Source organism: Acinetobacter soli (assembly GCF_018139125.1).
Lineage (GTDB): Bacteria > Pseudomonadota > Gammaproteobacteria > Pseudomonadales > Moraxellaceae > Acinetobacter > Acinetobacter soli.
In genome coordinates, this window is record NZ_CP073241.1 from 1,749,305 (window position 1) to 1,766,949 (window position 17,645).

17 protein-coding genes and 3 tRNA genes are annotated in these 17,645 nt (G+C 43.3%); 8 read left to right on the forward strand and 12 right to left on the reverse strand.

The window, feature by feature from the left end:
* Positions 1-81: 81 nt before the first annotated feature.
* The 4 genes from groL to KCV09_RS08025 form a co-directional block, all read right to left on the reverse strand.
* The gene (gene groL, locus KCV09_RS08010) at positions 82-1,716 is read right to left on the reverse strand and encodes a chaperonin GroEL (RefSeq protein WP_004939733.1); all 1,635 of its coding nucleotides are present in this window, start codon (positions 1,714-1,716) and stop codon (positions 82-84) included.
* A gap of 64 nt (positions 1,717-1,780) precedes the next feature.
* Positions 1,781-2,071 (reverse strand): co-chaperone GroES, encoded by a 291-nt coding sequence (gene groES / locus KCV09_RS08015; RefSeq protein WP_004939735.1) that lies wholly within the window; start codon positions 2,069-2,071, stop codon positions 1,781-1,783.
* A gap of 164 nt (positions 2,072-2,235) precedes the next feature.
* A complete protein-coding gene (locus KCV09_RS08020) occupies positions 2,236-3,027 on the reverse strand; it encodes a metallophosphoesterase family protein (RefSeq protein ID WP_212515012.1) in 792 nt (263 codons plus the stop codon).
* The gene (locus KCV09_RS08025; protein ID WP_048763991.1) at positions 3,008-3,952 is read right to left on the reverse strand and encodes a diacylglycerol/lipid kinase family protein; all 945 of its coding nucleotides are present in this window, start codon (positions 3,950-3,952) and stop codon (positions 3,008-3,010) included. Before KCV09_RS08025 ends, KCV09_RS08020 begins: the two co-directional genes overlap by 20 nt.
* A gap of 398 nt (positions 3,953-4,350) precedes the next feature.
* On the opposite strand from KCV09_RS08025, the gene KCV09_RS08030 reads away from it, so the two are divergent.
* Positions 4,351-6,180, forward strand: coding sequence for a phosphoenolpyruvate carboxykinase (GTP) (locus KCV09_RS08030; RefSeq protein WP_151815290.1), 1,830 nt, complete (start codon positions 4,351-4,353; stop codon positions 6,178-6,180).
* Positions 6,181-6,283: 103 nt separating this feature from the next.
* On the opposite strand, the gene glpD is transcribed toward KCV09_RS08030, so the two are convergent.
* Positions 6,284-7,801 carry a glycerol-3-phosphate dehydrogenase gene (gene glpD, locus KCV09_RS08035; RefSeq protein ID WP_212515013.1) on the reverse strand — a complete coding sequence of 506 codons (1,518 nt, stop codon included), beginning with the start codon at positions 7,799-7,801 and terminating at the stop codon, positions 6,284-6,286.
* 209 nt (positions 7,802-8,010) lie between these two features.
* Between glpD and KCV09_RS08040 the strand changes: the two genes are divergently transcribed.
* Positions 8,011-8,439 (forward strand): hypothetical protein, encoded by a 429-nt coding sequence (locus tag KCV09_RS08040; RefSeq protein WP_004939754.1) that lies wholly within the window; start codon positions 8,011-8,013, stop codon positions 8,437-8,439.
* 32 nt (positions 8,440-8,471) lie between these two features.
* On the opposite strand, the gene KCV09_RS08045 is transcribed toward KCV09_RS08040, so the two are convergent.
* On the reverse strand, positions 8,472-9,143 hold the full coding sequence (locus tag KCV09_RS08045) for a class I SAM-dependent methyltransferase (protein ID WP_104124235.1): 672 nt from the start codon (positions 9,141-9,143) through the stop codon (positions 8,472-8,474).
* 2 nt (positions 9,144-9,145) lie between these two features.
* Positions 9,146-9,994 carry a bifunctional methylenetetrahydrofolate dehydrogenase/methenyltetrahydrofolate cyclohydrolase FolD gene (folD, locus tag KCV09_RS08050; protein ID WP_004939760.1) on the reverse strand — a complete coding sequence of 283 codons (849 nt, stop codon included), beginning with the start codon at positions 9,992-9,994 and terminating at the stop codon, positions 9,146-9,148.
* 153 nt (positions 9,995-10,147) lie between these two features.
* Here folD and KCV09_RS08055 point away from each other — a divergent pair.
* The 4 genes from KCV09_RS08055 (at position 10,148) to KCV09_RS08070 (ending at position 11,821) form a co-directional block, all read left to right on the forward strand.
* Positions 10,148-10,221 (forward strand) — tRNA-Cys (locus KCV09_RS08055).
* Positions 10,222-10,232: 11 nt separating this feature from the next.
* Positions 10,233-10,319: transfer RNA gene (locus KCV09_RS08060), tRNA-Leu, on the forward strand.
* A 178-nt stretch (positions 10,320-10,497) separates the two neighbouring features.
* Positions 10,498-11,661, forward strand: a complete 1,164-nt coding sequence (locus KCV09_RS08065; protein WP_151815288.1) for a glycerate kinase — start codon at positions 10,498-10,500, stop codon at positions 11,659-11,661.
* A gap of 73 nt (positions 11,662-11,734) precedes the next feature.
* Positions 11,735-11,821 (forward strand) — tRNA-Leu (locus tag KCV09_RS08070).
* A 119-nt stretch (positions 11,822-11,940) separates the two neighbouring features.
* Here the strand turns inward: KCV09_RS08070 and KCV09_RS08075 are convergent.
* From KCV09_RS08075 to rlmE, 4 genes are all read right to left on the reverse strand, one after another.
* Entirely contained in the window at positions 11,941-12,255 is a 315-nt protein-coding gene (locus KCV09_RS08075) for a DUF5713 family protein (protein ID WP_004939767.1), read from the reverse strand.
* A 78-nt stretch (positions 12,256-12,333) separates the two neighbouring features.
* The gene (gene folP, locus KCV09_RS08080; protein WP_151815287.1) at positions 12,334-13,188 is read right to left on the reverse strand and encodes a dihydropteroate synthase; all 855 of its coding nucleotides are present in this window, start codon (positions 13,186-13,188) and stop codon (positions 12,334-12,336) included.
* A 118-nt stretch (positions 13,189-13,306) separates the two neighbouring features.
* A complete protein-coding gene (ftsH, locus tag KCV09_RS08085; protein ID WP_004939774.1) occupies positions 13,307-15,202 on the reverse strand; it encodes an ATP-dependent zinc metalloprotease FtsH in 1,896 nt (631 codons plus the stop codon).
* 135 nt (positions 15,203-15,337) lie between these two features.
* Positions 15,338-15,988 (reverse strand): 23S rRNA (uridine(2552)-2'-O)-methyltransferase RlmE, encoded by a 651-nt coding sequence (rlmE, locus tag KCV09_RS08090; RefSeq protein ID WP_004939777.1) that lies wholly within the window; start codon positions 15,986-15,988, stop codon positions 15,338-15,340.
* Between the two features lie 197 nt (positions 15,989-16,185).
* Between rlmE and yhbY the strand changes: the two genes are divergently transcribed.
* Entirely contained in the window at positions 16,186-16,512 is a 327-nt protein-coding gene (yhbY, locus tag KCV09_RS08095) for a ribosome assembly RNA-binding protein YhbY (protein WP_004939780.1), read from the forward strand.
* 12 nt (positions 16,513-16,524) lie between these two features.
* A complete protein-coding gene (locus KCV09_RS08100; protein WP_004939784.1) occupies positions 16,525-17,061 on the forward strand; it encodes a DOMON-like domain-containing protein in 537 nt (178 codons plus the stop codon).
* A gap of 48 nt (positions 17,062-17,109) precedes the next feature.
* Here KCV09_RS08100 and KCV09_RS08105 read toward each other — a convergent pair whose 3' ends face one another.
* A complete protein-coding gene (locus tag KCV09_RS08105) occupies positions 17,110-17,538 on the reverse strand; it encodes a hypothetical protein (RefSeq protein ID WP_004939787.1) in 429 nt (142 codons plus the stop codon).
* Between the last annotated feature and the right edge of the window lie 107 nt (positions 17,539-17,645).

Here is a 17,645-nt window from a genome sequence, read left to right on the forward strand (position 1 = left end):
ATAAAAAAAGACCGTGAGCAGGCTCACGGTCTTTTTAGATATGCAATCCCGATTGTATTTAAAATCGGGATGCGGTCGATATTACATCATACCGCCCATACCACCCATGCCACCCATATCAGGCATTGCTGGTTTGTCTTCTGGAATATCTGTGATCATCGCTTCAGTAGTCAGCATCAAGCCCGCAACAGATGCTGCATGCTCAAGCGCAGAACGCGTAACTTTAGCTGGATCAAGAATACCCATTTCAAGCATGTCGCCATATACACCCGTTGCTGCGTTATAGCCGAAGTTACCTTCACCTGCTTTGACTGCATTGACAACAACAGAAGGCTCATCACCTGCATTCGATACGATTTGGCGAAGTGGTGCTTCAATCGCACGACGTAAAATGTTGATACCAACAGTTTGGTCATCATTTGCGCCAGTTAAGCCGTCAAGTGAGTTCACTGCACGTACAAGTGCAACACCACCACCTGCAACCACACCTTCTTCAACCGCAGCACGCGTTGCATGAAGCGCATCGTCTACACGGTCTTTCTTCTCTTTCATTTCAACTTCAGTTGCTGCACCGATTTTGATCACTGCAACACCGCCAGCAAGTTTTGCTACGCGTTCTTGAAGTTTTTCTTTGTCGTATTCAGAAGTTGACTCTTCGATTTGCGCACGAATCTGCTGAACACGTTCTGCAATCGCATTGGCATCACCCGCACCATCTACAATCACTGTGTTTTCTTTCGATACTGTGATTTTGTGTGCAGTACCCAAATCTTGAAGTGTAGCTTGCTCAAGCGACATACCTACTTCTTCAGAAATTACAGTAGCGCCAGTCAAGATCGCGATGTCTTGTAACATTGCTTTACGACGGTCACCAAAACCAGGTGCTTTTACCGCACATACTTTGATAATACCGCGCATGTTGTTAACAACAAGTGTTGCAAGCGCTTCGCCTTCAACATCTTCAGCAATGATCAAAAGCGGTTTACCCGTTTTTGCAACTGCTTCTAGAGTCGTAATCAATTCACGAATGTTGCTGATTTTTTTATCAACAAGAAGAATGAACGGATTTTCAAGTTCTGCAGTGAGCGTGTCTTGCTTGTTTGCGAAGTATGGTGAGATATAACCACGGTCAAACTGCATACCTTCTACAACATCAAGCGCATCTTCAAAGCCTGAACCTTCTTCAACGGTAATCACGCCTTCTTTGCCCACTTTTTCCATTGCTTGAGCAATCAATTTACCTACAGTCTCGTCAGAGTTTGCAGAAATTGAACCCACTTGCTCAATTGCTTTGAAATCGTCAGCAGGTTTAGCTGTCGCGCGAATGTTTTCAACTACTGCTCTTACTGCAATGTCGATTCCGCGTTTAAGATCCATCGGGTTCATACCAGCAGTTACTGATTTGATCCCTTCATTTAAGATCGCTTGTGCAAGAACAGTCGCTGTCGTTGTTCCGTCACCAGCGATATCGTTGGTTTTGCTTGATACTTCACGTACCAACTGTGCACCCATGTTCTCAAATTTGTCTTTGAGAGAGATTTCTTTTGCAACCGTTACGCCGTCTTTCGTAATGTGTGGTGCACCGAAAGAACGGTCAATAACCACGTTACGACCTTTAGGGCCGAGTGTCACTTTCACTGCATCTGCAAGAACGTTTACACCTGCGATCATTTTTGAACGCGCTGAATCACCGAATTTTACGTCTTTAGCTGACATTCTCTACTCCAATTTTTTCTATCAATGCTTGATCTGATTTATCAATGAGTGGTTAATGCGCAAATTAGCCTTCAAGAACAGCTAAAATGTCAGATTCTTTCATGATTAAGAATTCGTCACCATTTACTTTCACAGTTGTACCTGCATAAGTACCGAATAACACTTTGTCGCCCACTTTTACGTCAAGTGCGCGAACGCCGTTATCCGTAATTTGACCATTACCTACTGCAATGACTTCACCTTGAGCCGGTTTTTCAGCAGCAGAACCTGGCAATAAAATTCCGCCAGCCGTTTTTGTTTCTTCTTCAACACGACGAATTACTACACGGTCATGTAATGGACGAATGTTGCTCATAAATAACTCCATCAGACTAAGTCTATTTTAATAAATGATGTTTGCTGTCATTCTTCCTAAAGCAATCATCAAAATGAATTTGATGACACTTTTGTGGGGATGGAAAAAACGGCTTCAAGGGCAAAAAAGAAAAAAAAATGAATTTTTGTATTTTTTTTAAACACTCATTTGTGATCTGACAGCTTTTCAATCGGTGCAGGCTGTAAAACAAACTGACGTAAGTTGGAATCAAACCAATAATGCTGAACCTGACCATCTTTAAAAATCACGTTAAAGCTGTTGGGTAAACTTTTATAAAGTCGATAAGACGTCGCTGTGCCAGCATGAATGTCATAAACCGGATGCGCTGCCTGCAAATCATAAATCTGATTCAAATCATATACCGCAGTTTTATGCAGATGTCCGTGGAGCACACCAAACAAGCCACTTTTACTCCAGTTATTCAGCGCCATTCTGCCGAGCACCGGACAATCTTTAATACCGTGCGGTTCATCTGGCGGGGTATAAAAGGGCTGATGCAAGGTGACCAGCTTAAGCTTATGGGCAGGGCCGCGTTTAAGCAACTCATTGGTTTTTTGAATTTGTTCTAGCGAAATATAGCCACGGGTATGATAGCGACGCCGAATACTATTCACACCAATGACATAAAAATGCTCGGTTTCAATAGTCGGCTCAAGTGCGCCGAAGAAAAACTGATAGCGAACAAATGGAGAAAAAAAACGGTTCCACAAATGGTACAGCGGAATATCGTGGTTGCCGGGAATAACCATATAAGGAATACCCAGACTATCGAGAAATTGCTTGCACGAATAAAACTGCGTAAAGCGGGCACGTTGGGTCAGATCACCACTTACTACAATCACTTCCGGCTCATGCTCCTGACAAAAAGCAGCAATGGCATCTAGACACTCTTGTTTCTCGGTACCAAAGTGTAAATCAGACAGATGCAGCAGCATGAGGCACCATAATAGTTAAGGCATTTTTTTTCACGGTAAAAGTTAAAGGTGTCGTCAACTCTTCAATTTCTCCATCAATGGCAATTTTTAATTTTTTACGCTTACAATCGACGACTACGCGATCTGCACTAAAGCTGTATACATCTTTGGCCTGCTCGAGCGCACCGCGAATCAATTGATAGAGCATTTTAAAAAGACTGGTCTTATCGCTTTTGGCCAGCACTACACCTGCGACTCGCCCCTGCGCCGCGCATTCTGCGATTTGCAGATTCATTTCTCTGAGTTGAAGCTGATTATTACCAAAGAAGATCAATGGCGTTTTGACAGGATAAAGGTGGTCATCCACTTTAATCGATAATTTGAGCTCTTTACGATCACGAATGAGTACATCTAAAGCCGAAGTGTATGCATTTAAAGGTAAACGTCCAAAACGCTGATTATACATTTCACGCTTTTGAATAAATAAGGGATACAACCCCAAACTGGCATTGTTCAAATAAATACGATCATTGACACTTGCCACATGGACTGATCGTTGGGCACCTGTTGCGATCACCTCGGCGGCTTGAATCAGATCAAGCGGTATATCGAGAACGCGTGCCACATAATTGAATGTACCGAGCGGCAAGATTCCCATTGCAAGCCCGGTATCGACCAGCTTGGTTGCCACCGCATTAAGTGTACCATCTCCACCAGCCGCAACCACTACTCCCTCATACCCAGTACGGTCTGAGGTTTGATGACGTTCGAGTACATTCGACATGAGCGTATTAAACGACATGTCATGTTCCAGCTCAAAAACCTGAATCTCAAAATCATAATGAGTAAAGAGTGTCATGATTTGTTCATATACCCCCTCATTATCACTTGCATGAAATCCAGATTTTCCGTTATAAATGATGGAGAGTGGTTTTAATTTAGTCATACGTTTTAATATGTCAAACAGTGGACATACTTTATTTTTGAATACAAAATACACAAATAAAAGCGCTTTTATGTAATTTTTGAATGGTGATCATTTATTTTATCAATAATATATATTAGTCAAATCCGCCATATAAAATCATGATATGCAAATTTATTTTATAAATAAATAGTCTCTATTTCTTTAATAAATACCAAAAACACACTCTAAAAACAACTTAAAATATTGATTTATAACAAATTAAACAAAAATACTCTCCAAAGCCCCTGTATAGTCTTTAGTCTTATTTTTTTTAGTGATTTATGCTTTAATAGCGCCACTTTTTTGACTTCGTCTCTTTTGTTGTACCACAACCAAAGGGAATTGTACGTTGTACACATTTTAGAATAGGCCTCACCATGACCCAAGTGAACGCACCTGAATTCGTTCGTCATCCTAAGCTTATTGCATGGGTTGAAGAAATTGCAAAATTGACCAAGCCTGCAAAAATCGAGTGGTGTGACGGTAGCGAGGAAGAATATCAACGTCTGATCGACTTGATGATCGCAAACGGCACCATGCAACCGCTCAACCAAGAAAAACACCCAGGTTCTTATCTTGCAAATTCTGACCCATCAGATGTTGCTCGTGTAGAAGATCGCACGTTCATCTGCTCTGAAAAGCAAGAAGATGCTGGTGCAACAAACAACTGGGAAGCGCCCGCAGTAATGCGTGAAAAGCTAAACGGTCTATTTGATGGTTCAATGGAAGGCCGCACCATGTATGTGGTTCCATTTTCAATGGGTCCATTAGGCAGTCATATTGCGCAGATCGGTATTGAATTGACCGATTCTCCTTATGTTGCAGTCAGCATGCGTAAAATGGCACGTATGGGTAAAGCGGTTTACGATGTATTAGGCACTGACGGTCAATACGTTCCATGTGTTCATACTGTAGGTGCGCCACTTACAGAAGGTCAAAAAGATGTTGCATGGCCATGCAACCCTGAAAAATATATTGTGCATTATCCAGAAACCCGTGAAATCTGGTCATTTGGTTCAGGTTACGGCGGTAACGCACTTCTAGGTAAAAAATGTCTTGCGCTTCGTATCGCTTCGGCAATGGGCCGTGAGCAAGGCTGGTTAGCAGAGCACATGCTAATTTTAGGTGTGACGAATCCACAAGGCGAAAAACATTATATCGCTGCGGCATTCCCGTCTGCATGTGGTAAAACCAACTTCGCTATGCTCATTCCACCAGCAGGCTACGAAGGCTGGAAAATCGAAACCGTAGGTGACGATATCGCGTGGATTAAACCAGGCGAAGATGGTCGTTTGTACGCGATTAACCCGGAAGCAGGTTTCTTTGGTGTTGCACCAGGCACCAATACCAAAACAAATCCAAACTGTATGGCAACCTTGCATAAAGACGTGATCTATACCAACGTTGCAGTTACAGAAGACGGTCAAGTATGGTGGGAAGGTCTTTCTAAAGAAGTTCCAGCTAACTTAACGAACTGGAAAGGCCAGCCACACGTTGCGGGTGAAAAAGCTGCACATCCAAATGCGCGCTTTACCGTATCTGCTGGTCAATGTCCTTCTATTGATGCTGACTGGGAAAATCCAGCGGGCGTGCCAATTTCTGCGTTCATTTTTGGCGGTCGCCGTGCGGATACAGTGCCGTTGGTTTCTGAAGCATTTGACTGGGTAGATGGTGTTTATAAAGCAGCAACCATGGGCTCTGAAACAACTGCTGCAGCTGTCGGTCAACAAGGTATCGTTCGCCGTGATCCGTTTGCGATGCTTCCGTTTGCAGGTTACAACATGGCAGACTACTTCGACCACTGGTTACAACTTGGTCAAGAAGTTGGCGAAAAAGCTGAAGCAGCTGGTAACAAGCTACCAAAAATCTTTAACGTAAATTGGTTCCGTCGTGATGCTGAAGGCAACTTTGTATGGCCTGGCTTTGGTCAGAACATGCGTGTACTTGAGTGGATGATCGACCGTGTTGAAGGCCGTGCAAATGCAGTTGAAACTGCTATCGGCTACGTACCAAATTACGATGACTTGAACTGGACTGGCACAGACTTCTCTAAAGAAGAGTTTGATCTTGTCACATCTCAAAGCAAAGATCAGTGGATTACAGAGATTGAAAGCCACACTGAATTGTTCAATAAACTTGGTGAACGTCTTCCAAAAGCATTGAAAGAACGTCAAAACCAGTTACTTGAAGCAGTAAAAAAGAGCTAATCTAGCTTAGATAAAAAAGGTCACATCTGTGGCCTTTTTTATTTTCTACTCAATGCTCAATGCATCACATTGTATTTGATTGTTTATTTGTACGAATATAGAGTTAAGCAATCAATCCTGTTGTGTATCCCATACGGTTCATCATGTAATCTTCAAGAATACGTTTTTCTGTACTACCAACGTGATAACCCAGTTTTGTTCTGCGCCATAGTAGATCATCAACTGTCTGCACCCACTCCACCCGAATCAAATAATCAACCTCAACCCGATACAACTCATCAGCAAAATGCTCTCCCATATCCTCCAATTTGGCCACTCCCTCAAGCAGTTTCCAAACACGCGTACCATAGGTCGATGCCCAGCGTGTAGCCAATGTTGGTGATATCCCTTTCACACGGCACTGAATAGCTGCTGCAAGCGTAACCTTCGATTTAAAGTGCTCTCCACCTGGCAGAGGTTCAGTCTTGGTCCAAGCAGGTGCCATATGCTTAAAATACGGTTTTAGGCGTGTCATGGCAGACTCGGCCAGCATACGGTAAGTGGTCAGCTTGCCGCCAAATACAGATAACAGCGGTGCATTTGGAGCGACCATCTGTAATGCAAGCGTATAATCACGCGTAATGGCAGATGGCTGGTCAGATTCATCATCGCACAGCGGGCGTACACCCGAAAAATGCTCAACAATATCTTCTTTCGTAATTGGCTTTTTAAAATGTGCATTGACCACCTCCAGTAAATAATCTGTCTCACTGGAGGTGATTTCAACTTGATCCAAATGCTGCGTATAAAGTTGGTCCGTTGTTCCAATTAATGTAAATTCATTCAGATAGGGAATGGTAAACACAATCCGGCGATCATTATTTTGCAAAATATAAGCATGATCCCCTTCATACAATCTTTTGACAACTAAATGGCTGCCTTGTACCTGCCGGATCTTATACGGTGAGGGTTGATCAAGCTGCGTTTTAATAAATTCTTCGACCCAAGGCCCCGTTGCATTGACCAACGCTTTGGCACGGATTTGAAAGTATCCTTTTGCACCCTGTAACGAAAGCACCCATACCCCCTCCACAACCTCGGCACAGACACAGCGGGTACGAGTCATCAGCTCTGCCCCATTCTCTCTGGCTTGCATCGCATTTAAGATCACCAAACGACTGTCGTCTACAGCACAATCAGAATACTCAAACCCCAAACAAATTTCCGGAATTAAGGAACTACTGGCATTCATATGAATTTTTTTGGAGGCCGCCAATGTTTCACGCTTACCTAAATAGTCATACAAGAACAAGCCTGAACGAATCAGCCATGCAGGGCGTAAATGCGGCCGATGTGGCATAACAAAACGTAGAGGCCACACAATATGCGGCGCCTTACGCATCAATACTTCACGCTCAGCAAGCGCTTCATGTACCAATCGAAATTCATAGTGCTCAAGATAACGCAGACCACCATGAATTAATTTGCTGCTAGCAGAAGAGGTATGACTGGCAAAATCATCTTTCTCACACAAAAAGACCGACAGACCGCGTCCCGCAGCATCGTTGGCAATTCCCACACCATTAATGCCACCACCTATCACTGCAATGTCGTACAACGGAAGCGAATTTTCTATGTTCATCATCCCCGCCTTTTTGTGGTTTTTATTTTTAACGTTAACAAAAAACATCCAAATTGGAAAGCCAGACGGCCAGATTTTCACACGCCACAACCCACCAAACGTGTACACTTTTTAAGTGATGTAAAGTCCAGCGGATTCACCCTGCTTCAGACACCACGTTATGCTTAAAACTATGCGATACTAACCACAATAAGAGAAGGATGAATTTCATGAAAATGTATAATTTATTGGGTGTTTTAGCGCTTGCAGCGAGTCTTGCGGCTTGTCAAAGCACACCACGTCAATATAACGGCAATACAGGCTATCAAGTCGAAAATAAATCTGCCAATTCGGCAACGATTTCGTATACGCTTGCAAATCGCGCGAATCAAGATTTAGATCAGAGAAAATTACAACGTGCCTGTCAATCGGTATTAGGAACGACCAAAACCTATACGCTGTCGATTTTAAGCATCAATGAAATTCCAAATACAGCAGCCAACCGATCGCAAGATCAAGGGATTGCCATTCGTAACTCACGTATGTCGTTTGGCTTATCCGACAGTCCAAGTCTCAACAACAGTGAAGGCTATGCAACGCGTGAAGCCTTAGAGGCACGCCCAAGTACGCTTAAAGTCGTGCGCTATACCTGTTCTTGATTTAATCTGTCGCATAAAAAAAGACGCTGTGATCACAGCGTCTTATAAAAACTCACATTTCGAAACTCTTTCGCCTCATCCAGATCTGGCCATGTGGTTGCACTTCGTTCATCCATTTTCATATAACGCGAATGGCTAAAGTTTTTTACCCGGCTATCGGCCACCCACACCTGAGGTGCGAATTTTAAAAATTCATCCAGAAAAAAACGATTACACTGGTCATATAGTACATCGGCCGCCAGCAACACATCGACTTGCTCCGACTGATATAAGTCCTCTAAATACTCCAGTTCCACCGAGTTTAAACGTGCATTTTCACGGCAGGCCGCCAAACTAACCGCATCGATATCACAGCAAATGACGCGTTTTGCACCAGCCAGTTTTGCAGCAATTGCCACCACGCCAGAACCGGCACCAAAATCCAGTACCACCTTGTCACGCACATGTTCAGGCTCTGCCAGCAACCATTGTGCCATCGCCAAACCCGAAGCCCAACAAAAAATCCAGTACGGTGTATCGTTCCAGATTCTACGCACCACCTCATCATCGAGCCGATCTACTGGAAATACTGGAGGAATCAACCAGAGGGAAATTGGCGTATCGGGTAATTGCTGTGCCTGTAATTCAGCATTTGGAATAATGGCATGCAGTGCTTCGAGTAAAACAGGCGGCACTGCATGTGCTCGCGATATATGATCGCTCATATTTAGACGAGTGCTTTTTCGGCAGCTTCAACAGTCTGACGGATCAGCGTAGTGATGGTCATTGGACCCACACCACCCGGAACAGGCGTGTAAGCCGAAGCGATAGTCTCGATACCCTCAAGCTGAATATCACCTACACCACCGCCATCACGCGGATGAAAACCAGCATCGACCACTACCGCGCCCGGTTTGATCCAGTCTTTTTGAATCAATTCAGCCTTACCTACAGCACCGACAATAATATCTGCCTGCTTCACAAACTCAGCCAAGTTTTGTGTACGCGAGTGACAAATCGTAACGGTCGCATTCGCTTCAAGCAACATGGCGGCCATTGGCTTACCTAAAATTGCCGAACGCCCTACGACAACAGCATGCTTACCGGTCAGCTCAATATTGTGTTCTTTTAAAATTGTCATAATTCCGGCTGGAGTAGCAGAACCATAGGCTGCCTCACCCATTGCCATGCGACCATAGCCCAAGCACGTCACACCATCGACATCTTTATTGAGTGAAATCGCATCGAAACATGCACGCTCATCAATCTGTGCAGGAACAGGATGTTGTAGCAAGATTCCGTGTACATCTGGATTGGCATTGAGTTTTTCAATTTCTGCCAATAGCTCTTCGGTAGTCGTGGTCTGTGGAAGTTCAATTTTTAATGAATCCATTCCCACACGGCGACATGCATTGCCTTTCATACGCACATAGGTTGCAGATGCACCATCATCACCGACTAAAATTGTTGCCAAAATTGGAGTACGACCTGTTTTTGCTTTCAGTGCTTCAACACGCACCAACAAGTCCGCTTCAATTTTCTTTGCTAATGCACGACCATCTAAAACCAATGCCACGGCACATCTCCAAGCTAGATATGAATCAATTTTTGCAAATGATACATGATAATTTGGGTAATTTTATTTTAGATGTTGTTTTTCTGCGCATATTCGCTGAATTTAGTATTGTTTTTTTTCTGAAGCTTGCTAATATGTGCATCACCAAATGATGGCGGGGTGGCAGAGTGGTCATGCAGCGGACTGCAACTCCGTGTACGCCGGTTCGATTCCGACCTCCGCCTCCACATTTGGTAAAGCCCGGGTGGTGAAATAGGTAGACACAGGGGATTTAAAATCCCCCGCCCACAAAGGCGTGCCGGTTCGAGTCCGGCCCCGGGCACCATTTTAAATCTTTTGAAATGGTGCAATAAAGAATCCAGCAATACGCTGGTTTTTTTATGCCTGAAATTTATGTTTTTATATTTTCTTTATTCAAGCCAAGACTTTCTCATTTAAATCTCAAGATCTGAGTGTTATCTTCATAACAAATCCAATAACAATGTGCATCGCTTTATTATTCAATGATGAAAACAAAAACATTTGTACTCGCCCCTGACTCCTTTAAAGAAAGTATGACTGCCAGAGAAGCATGTTTGGCCATGCAACACGGTTTACAACGTATTTTTCCAGATGCCAAGTATGATTTATGCCCTATGGCAGACGGTGGTGAGGGTACAGTAGATACCATCATCGATGCGCAACAAGGCCAAAAAGTATATATCACAGTGAGTGGTCCTTTGCATCTTTATAAAGTCCAGACCTATTTTGGATTGATTGATCAGGGGCGTACCGCAGTGATCGAAATGGCAAAGGCCAATGGTATTCACTTACTCACACCCGATCAGCGCAATCCCCTACTCACTTCGACTTATGGTACTGGAGAGCTGATTCGCGCTGCTTTAGATCATCAGGTATCGAAAATTATTATCGGGCTTGGCGGTAGTGTTACCAATGATGCTGGCATGGGAATGGCAAGGGCTTTAGGTGTACGATTTTTAGATCAATTCGATCAAGAGATTGAATTGGGTGGCGGGCAACTGAATCAGATTGCATCAATTGATATCACTCAACTCGACCCACGCTTGGCTGATGTTGAGATCGTAATTGCCACCGACGTGAATAATCCATTAATTGGCCCACACGGCGCAACCTATATTTTTGGGCCGCAAAAGGGTGCCACACCGGATATGCTCATTCAGCTTGAGGCCAATCTTTGTCATTTTGCCGATATTATTCAGCAGACTTTAGGTATCTCTTTACATCATGTAAAGGGTGCTGGCGCCGCAGGAGGACTGGCCGCAGGCCTAATGGCGTTTACCACGGCAAAAATTCAGTCTGGTGTTGAAACAGTCATTGAATCTATTCAATTGGCACAGAAAATTCAGGCAGCAGATTACATTTTTACTGGCGAAGGCGGAATCGATATACAGACGCAGTTTGGAAAAACACCGATTGGAGTGGCGCGTTTAGCTAAAACGTTTAACAAGCCTGTATTTGTATGTGCAGGCTATATCGGCCAAGGTATCGAAATGCTGTATGAAGATGGTATTACTGCGATTTTCGGTATTCTCGATGGTGCCAGTAATATTGAACAAGCTTGTAAAAATGGGGCAATGAATCTTACACGTACAACAGAAAATATCGGACGCCTCATTAAACAGCTTGAATCGACTGAAACAAAATAATTGCTTGAAAAATCTGCATATAATTCAAGATTTCCTTGCCTAATTTGCATGGTTACACTATGATGGCGCTCATGCCCGGGTGGTGAAATAGGTAGACACAGGGGATTTAAAATCCCCCGCCCACAAAGGCGTGCCGGTTCGAGTCCGGCCCCGGGCACCATTTTAAGTCTTTTAAAATGGTGTAATAAAAAAATCCAGCAATATGCTGGTTTTTTTATGTCTGCTCGCTATTAAATGTAGATCACACCGATGACTACACATAGATGGCGAGAACGGTGATCACCATTCTCGGTTTGCAACCAATTCCTCAAGATCGATATCCATGTAACCCGCATCTTGTACGGCCATCATCATTGCTTCCGCAATATAATCAGTGGCTGTATCGTCCAAATTCGAGTCAAGATCCTCAAAGTCTGGTTTCATTTCATTGATTTTCAGCAAGGTTAAGTTTGCCAAGCGATAAATTTCAGAATCAGATTGCTCAATTTTCTGAATCTTTTTAGCAAATTCAACAATATACTGCTTAACTTCTGCAACTAACACTTCTGGATAGTAGCCGTCATCAAACATAGGGAGAAGTAAATCGTTAAACATCAGCACATCTTTTCAATAAAAAACGTGCTGCTTATATCATACCTGATACAAAAAGGCGACCTTCTTTAAAGGCAATATTCACGATGCAGCCAACATCGCCTGCCACATACGTACCGCATCCACGGTGGCTTTTACATCATGAACACGAACAATGGAGGCCCCTTGCTGAAGACTCAGTAAATGCCCAGTTACACTCCCCACCATTCGCTGATCTGCGCTTGCGCCTTGCAAGACCTCTCCAACAAATCGTTTGCGCGACAAACCCGATAATACTGGGTACCCTAAATCTGTAAATCGCCACAGCGCATTGAGCAAAGTCAAATTCTGCTGGGCATTTTTTGCAAAACCGAATCCAGGATCGACAATAATATGTTCCTGCCGAATACCAGCTGATAACGCAGCTTGAATGCGCTGCTGAAGCTCATCAATCACATCTTCTATAACATTGTCGTACTGATCTAGCTGATTCATTGTGGTCGGTTCACCACGCATATGCATGATAATCAAAGGAATATTCAATCTCGCAGCCATCTCAAGGGCGCCTGGGCGAGTAAGTGCACGCACATCATTCCAGATATGTGCACCTGCTGCCACAGCGGCTTCTATCACACGAGGCTGACTGGTATCGATAGAAATGATGACATTCTCTTGTGCCAAAGCTTCAACCACAGGTACTACACGCTGTATCTCTTCTTCAACCTCCACTATCGATGCACCCGGACGAGTGGATTCTCCTCCAATATCAATAATACTCGCACCATCTGCAATCATCTGCTGTGCATGCACTATTGCGGCTACCTTGGAGTTATGTTTCCCTCCATCACTAAATGAATCTGGTGTGACATTTAAAATACCCATAACATGGGGACAGGATAAATCCAACTCCAATGATCCACAGGAAATGACTTTCTGCGGTAAGGGCATCAATCTCATGCAATGACTCCACATTTAAATGCCATCATTTTAACAACCTCATCACTTTAAAGATAATTTCCATTTTGTTTTAAATAAAAAAAGAGCCGCTCTAGGCGACTCTTTCTTGATTTCACACTTAGCTCATTGATGGCAATGGCGGAGGTGTAGATGGTCCATTACTTGGTGGATCCAAATCAACAACTGGATTTTCAGCAACATAAACCTTTGGTGGACGGGGCTCACGACCTTCCATAATATCCAGCACTTGATCACGATCAATGGTTTCCCACTCCATCAAGGCTTTCACCATGGTATGCGCTTTATCCTTGTTGTTTTCAAGAATATCCCATGCCACTTTATACTGCTCATCTAGAATACGACGAACTTCTTCATCAACCTGTTGTTGGGTTGCTTCAGAAATTGTACGGCTACCCACATTTCCAAAGAAACCTTGAGTATTGTCGTCTTCATAAACCATCACGCCTAGTCGATCTGACATACCGTATTTGGTGACCATCGCACGTGCCATTTTAGTTGCACGTTCAAAGTCGTTTGATGCACCAGTGGATTGCTGATTGATGAAAATTTCTTCAGCAATACGACCACCAAATAAAATCGAAATTTCTTTCAACATTTTATCTTTGTAGTGACTAATCTGATCCTGCTCAGGCAACTGCCAAGTTACACCTAGCGCCCAACCACGTGGCATAATGGTCACTTTATGTACTGGATCGGTACCCGGCAAAGCTTCTGCAACAATGGCATGGCCCGACTCATGATATGCCGTTGCACGACGCTCTTCTTCACGAAGAATCATCGATTTACGCTCAGGACCCATATAGATCTTGTCTTTGGCATCTTCAAAGTCATGCATATCGACCGTGTTTTTGTTACGACGTGCAGCAAATAAAGCCGCTTCGTTAACCAGGTTAGCCAGCTGTGCACCAGAGAATCCCGGTGTACCGCGTGCCAATACCTTAACGTCTACACCAGTCACTGACGGTAATTTTCTGAGGTGAACATTTAAAATCTGCTCACGACCATTAATGTCAGGTAATCCTACCATCACTTGACGGTCAAAACGGCCTGGACGCAACAAGGCTTTATCGAGTACATCGACACGGTTGGTCGCTGCAATCACAATCACGCCTTCATTACCTTCAAAGCCGTCCATCTCAACCAGCATCTGGTTTAATGTCTGTTCACGCTCGTCATGACCACCACCGGTACCTGAACCACGGTGACGACCAACTGCATCGATCTCATCAATGAAGATAATACATGGCGCATGACGCTTAGCTTGTTCAAACATATCACGTACACGTGAAGCACCAACACCCACAAACATTTCCACAAAATCAGAACCTGAAATGCTGAAGAATGGGACTTTTGCTTCACCTGCAATGGCTTTCGCCAAAAGGGTTTTACCCGTTCCTGGAGGTCCAACCATCAAAACGCCACGCGGGATTGTTGCCCCTAAACGTTTGAATTTCGCCGGATCTTTTAAAAAATCTACGATCTCTACAACTTCTTGTTTTGCTTCGTCACAACCTGCAACATCTTTAAATGTTACTTTGATTTGATCTTCCGAAAGCATTTTTGCCTTCGACTTTCCAAAACTCATTGGCCCGTTTTTACCACCTGCACCGCCACCCATGTTGCGCATAAAGAACATGAATAACAGAATGATTAAAAGCACAGGGAAACTAGCAATGAGAAGTTGCATCAACAAGCCTTGACGTTGAGGAGCTGTACCTTCAACCACCACATTGTTCTTGTTTAGGCTAGGTAAAAGCTGTGTGTCTTCAACTTGCGGACGTACTGTCTCAAAGTGAGAGCCATTGGTTTTCTCACCACTAATATTCAAACCATCAATAGTGACTTGCTTAATTTGACCAGCATTCACCGCCGCAACAAATTCCGAATAATTCATTGCAGATGGCTTATTACGGTCACTGATGTTACTGAAAATCAAGATCAGAACACCAAGTATTATTAGCCACAATACGGCATTCTTGAAGAGATCGCTCAAAGCTTTATTCCCATTATCAATCTAATTTGATCATGCCCATATCACTGGGTTGACCCTAGTTCACAGCAAGTCTCGCGCTTGCAACAGTTCAAATTGTACAAAATGCACAATTTTTAACGGCTTGGCAAGTAAACTTTATTTCAAGGCCTTTTTACGCCCTTGACCGATTAAGAATACTTCCTTTGATCGAGCACGAGAGGCAGCAGGTTTTGCAGTTTTAAGAATATCGAAACTCTCAACTACCTGCTTACGAAACTCATCAAAACCTGATCCTTGGAAAACCTTTACCACAAACTGACCATCTGGACCAAGTACTTTCTGGGCAAAATCGAGCGCCAGTTCACATAAGTAAATCTGACGAGGCTGATCTACTGCCCTATTACCTGATGTATTGGGGGCCATATCTGAAATTACAATGTCTACAGTACGCCCATTTAAAATATTTAACAATTTTTCGAACACTTCCTCTTCGCGAAAGTCACCTTGCAAGAAAGTCACGTCCGGCAGAGCGTCCATTGCCAAGATATCAGAAGCTATCACTAAACCTTTACTACCTACAAGCTTGCCTGCAATTTGCGACCAACTTCCAGGCGCAGCACCCAAATCGACGACTGTCATTCCGGGTCTGATCAGTTTGTATTTCTCCTGAATTTCTAAAAGTTTATATGCAGCACGTGCACGGTAGCCTTCTTTTTGAGCCTTTTTTACAAAAGGATCATCAAGATGCTCTCTCATCCACGCACGACTACTTTTAGATAACTTCTGGTTGGTAATGCGTGTCGCCATAACTTACTAAATATTAAAAAACTTCTTGACCTCTATTGTACGTCAAAAACGGCATTGATGCAGTATGGTTGTGTATCAGAAAGCCCCACTTTTGGTAGATTTTTTCCTATGATCATGATCGAATATTTCAACAATAGTGCGCGCGTTTGACCTTCAACTTTGCTATACTTAGGCGCTTTTAATCCTAGGTAGTTTCAATGGCAGCTTTATCTATCCAAGAACGTAAACGCTTACGTCAAATCGGGCATGCGCTCAATCCAGTGGTCATGATCGGTGGACAAGGGTTGACGGAAGGTGTTATCGAAGAAACCAACCGCGCACTGAATGATCACGAATTGATTAAAATCAAAATTGCAGGTGAAGACCGCGACGCGCGTGCACAAGTGATTGATGCTTTAATTGCAGAGACTCAAGCTGAAGTGGTACAGAAAATTGGCAAGATTGCACTTTTGTATAAAAAAGCTGCAAAACAAAATCCAAATCTTTCAAATCTTGTGCGTCATGCGCATTTGGGCAACAAATAGTTGATTTGATGTATGGCGAGTTATGAGTTAAATGCATTTGATCGGTTTGAAGTCATTTCACTGGTCGGTGCGATTGAGCAACAACATCCATCTGTTTTAAATATCGGATTCTGGGTACGTGATCCCAACCAGCTGATTGAATGGCCCAAACGTGTCTCAGCGCATCCTCGTCAAGATTATTTATGGAATTCAACTTGCTTTGAAGTCTTTATTGGCATTAAACATCAAGATGCGTACCGTGAGGTTAATCTCTCCCCTTCACAGGCCTGGCAAGTATATGAGTTTGAAGAGTATCGCTATCCAGAGCAGATGCCTCCTGTTGCCGCGCATGATATCGAACTCATCAAGCTAGAGCGCACGCATTACGGTCTAAATACAAGCCTCGATCTTGGTAAATTTATGCGTCAGCACCAAGTGAAATGGACAGATCTCTATGTGGGGTTAAGTGCTGTACTCAATACCTCTCAAGGAACACAGTTCTATGCCATGCAACACAGTAGTCCACAACCCGATTTTCATAATAAACGGGATTGGCTACATCAGTTTTAAAAAAAAATGCGAGATACTAGATCTCGCATTTTTGTCTTTTGCTCAATACTAAGCACTCTCTTTGACTTTATGCCATGCTTCAAGCGCCTGATCTTTAGAACGCTTAAGCACTTCAGTCAGCGTTTCCTTGTGTTTTGAAGTCACATGGGTCAGATCATCTTTAATTTCTTTACCCAATTTGCTTAAATCATCACTGAGTTGCAATAACTCTTTTTTAAGTACTTCAACTGCCTCAGACAAATCGCCTTGTGAATGTGTGAGTTGCGATTTGATCACATCTAAGCGGCCAAGCACATCGGCTTTAATTTGTTGATACTGGGTTTGGATGGTCTGGTTTAATTCTTTGGCTTCAGTTTCAATTTTTTCCTGCGTTTCGTTCAGCACTTCTTGTACCTGTGCTGTGGTGTCACTACACAGTTGATCAACTTGCTGTTGATGCGCTTGGACCGCTTGTTTTAATGATTTTTTTGTTGTCATGAATACACCTCTGATTCACGTAATAGTATCGATTTGGTCACCGCATATTACATAGTAAGCCTAATGTTGAGAAAACTGATAAAAATTGTTCGACAATCTTGAATTTC

Bases quoted from the DNA above. Each gene is read 5' to 3' on its own strand.
- yhbY (WP_004939780.1), top strand. From the start codon at position 16,186: ATGGCAGCTTTATCTATCCAAGAACGTAAACGCTTACGTCAAATCGGG.
- KCV09_RS08040 (WP_004939754.1), top strand. From the start codon at position 8,011: ATGAAAATGTATAATTTATTGGGTGTTTTAGCGCTTGCAGCGAGTCTT.
- glpD (WP_212515013.1), bottom strand. From the start codon at position 7,801: ATGAACATAGAAAATTCGCTTCCGTTGTACGACATTGCAGTGATAGGT.
- KCV09_RS08045 (WP_104124235.1), bottom strand. From the start codon at position 9,143: ATGAGCGATCATATATCGCGAGCACATGCAGTGCCGCCTGTTTTACTC.
- KCV09_RS08030 (WP_151815290.1), top strand. From the start codon at position 4,351: ATGACCCAAGTGAACGCACCTGAATTCGTTCGTCATCCTAAGCTTATT.
- groES (WP_004939735.1), bottom strand. From the start codon at position 2,071: ATGAGCAACATTCGTCCATTACATGACCGTGTAGTAATTCGTCGTGTT.
- KCV09_RS08100 (WP_004939784.1), top strand. From the start codon at position 16,525: ATGGCGAGTTATGAGTTAAATGCATTTGATCGGTTTGAAGTCATTTCA.
- rlmE (WP_004939777.1), bottom strand. From the start codon at position 15,988: ATGGCGACACGCATTACCAACCAGAAGTTATCTAAAAGTAGTCGTGCG.
- KCV09_RS08025 (WP_048763991.1), bottom strand. From the start codon at position 3,952: ATGACTAAATTAAAACCACTCTCCATCATTTATAACGGAAAATCTGGA.
- groL (WP_004939733.1), bottom strand. From the start codon at position 1,716: ATGTCAGCTAAAGACGTAAAATTCGGTGATTCAGCGCGTTCAAAAATG.
- KCV09_RS08020 (WP_212515012.1), bottom strand. From the start codon at position 3,027: ATGCTGCTGCATCTGTCTGATTTACACTTTGGTACCGAGAAACAAGAG.
- KCV09_RS08075 (WP_004939767.1), bottom strand. From the start codon at position 12,255: ATGTTTAACGATTTACTTCTCCCTATGTTTGATGACGGCTACTATCCA.
- folP (WP_151815287.1), bottom strand. From the start codon at position 13,188: ATGAGATTGATGCCCTTACCGCAGAAAGTCATTTCCTGTGGATCATTG.
- KCV09_RS08065 (WP_151815288.1), top strand. From the start codon at position 10,498: ATGATGAAAACAAAAACATTTGTACTCGCCCCTGACTCCTTTAAAGAA.
- KCV09_RS08105 (WP_004939787.1), bottom strand. From the start codon at position 17,538: ATGACAACAAAAAAATCATTAAAACAAGCGGTCCAAGCGCATCAACAG.